General features: G+C 52.3%; 1 protein-coding gene and 1 pseudogene. One reads left to right on the top strand and one right to left on the bottom strand.

Features of this window, described 5'->3' with window-relative positions; translation table 11 throughout:
* The coding region (locus tag HMPREF0308_RS13880) for a tyrosine-type recombinase/integrase (RefSeq protein WP_005529548.1) at window positions 1-437 on the bottom strand (437 nt) is incomplete at its 3' end.
* 449 nt (window positions 438-886) lie between these two features.
* On the opposite strand from HMPREF0308_RS13880, the pseudogene HMPREF0308_RS13625 reads away from it, so the two are divergent.
* Window positions 887-1,267 (top strand): annotated as a pseudogene (locus HMPREF0308_RS13625) (transposase domain-containing protein); the annotation flags it as partial.

Below are 1,267 nucleotides of genomic sequence, written 5' to 3'. Positions count from 1 at the left end.
AGGCACTTTGACAGTGTGTTGTGGACGGCTTGCACCATGCGGTCGCTTAGTCCCTCGTTGTGCATTTTCTTGTGGAGGTAGCGCACGTGGTCGGGGGTTAGTTGGTCTAGCTTATTTTTGCCGATATGGCGGATGTGGTTGCGTCCGTAGCCGCGATAGTTGCGTAGAACATTGGGTTTCACACGGTGGAATGCGATGTGGTCGCACCAGTATTCCCACCAGACGTTTAGGGTGGGCATATCGCCGGGGCTGTAAGTGTCGTTTTCTAGCTCTTCGACTTTTGCTTTTACTTTGGCGTTAAGGCGTTGCTTTGATTTTGCGGTGACGCGCACGCGCCAGCGGTTACCGTTGGGGCGGTGTCCAAGGTCTAGGACGCGGTAGTAGAGGCCTGTTTTGGTGTCGCGGTTGAGGTTGCCGATTGATCGGACTTTAGGCATGGCTGCTTTCCTTTGGGGTGGGTCTAGTAGAACCAAAAAGTGATCCACAGTGGTGTTGTTTCGTGGTCAATTGTGACACTGCATAACAACCGTGTGCAACTTACGACCTTGTTGTTTAGTCCCGTTTGTTACATTTTACCTCTATAAGGTGCAGCTTCCCAAGCTGCTGGCGCGGGTTCGATTCCCGTCGTCGGCTCCATTGTCATGAGTCGCGACATGTTTGACAGATGAGTCGCGACATCGTTGACAAACCGGCATTCCAGTTGCTTTTTGTTCTGGGGTGCCGGTTTCTTCGATCGGGCGGTCAGTGCAAGGGTTCACCGTTCCAAGCAGCAGAACCAAGACGTCTTAAAGTGCAGTTACGTCTGGCAACCGGAGCCATTTCCCTCGCCGACTTTAGAAGATGGGGCCTGCCCTCGGACATTAGACAAGTCGGGGTTAGGCCGATCTACGTTTGCACACTGTCAGAATTCGCCTAAACCGCGTTTGTCGTGGATGTCTTTAGCCGAAAAATTGTTGGTGTTGTTACACGCTAGACGATGCGCTACCAATTGAAGCCTTGGAGCATGCGTTAACGACTGCAGGGCGAATCCATGGAAACCAGCTAATTCACCGCAGCGATCGGGGCAACCAGTACGTGTCGCTGAAGTATTCCACGGCTTTAGCGGAATCCGGCCAAGTGTCGGAATAGTCGGCGATTCTTATGACATTTGACTATGCACTAGCCGAGACAGTCAACGGCTTCTACAAAGCTGAACTTATTCATGCTCAAGGTCCATGGACGATAGTCGGAGAAGTCGAACTGGCCACCTTGCGGTGGGTGCATTGGT

Origin of the sequence: Corynebacterium striatum ATCC 6940 (genome assembly GCF_000159135.1) — a bacterium.
Classification (GTDB): domain Bacteria; phylum Actinomycetota; class Actinomycetes; order Mycobacteriales; family Mycobacteriaceae; genus Corynebacterium; species Corynebacterium striatum.
Note: the sequence above shows the minus strand (reverse complement) of the source record. Positions and strands in the feature narration are given on the sequence as shown.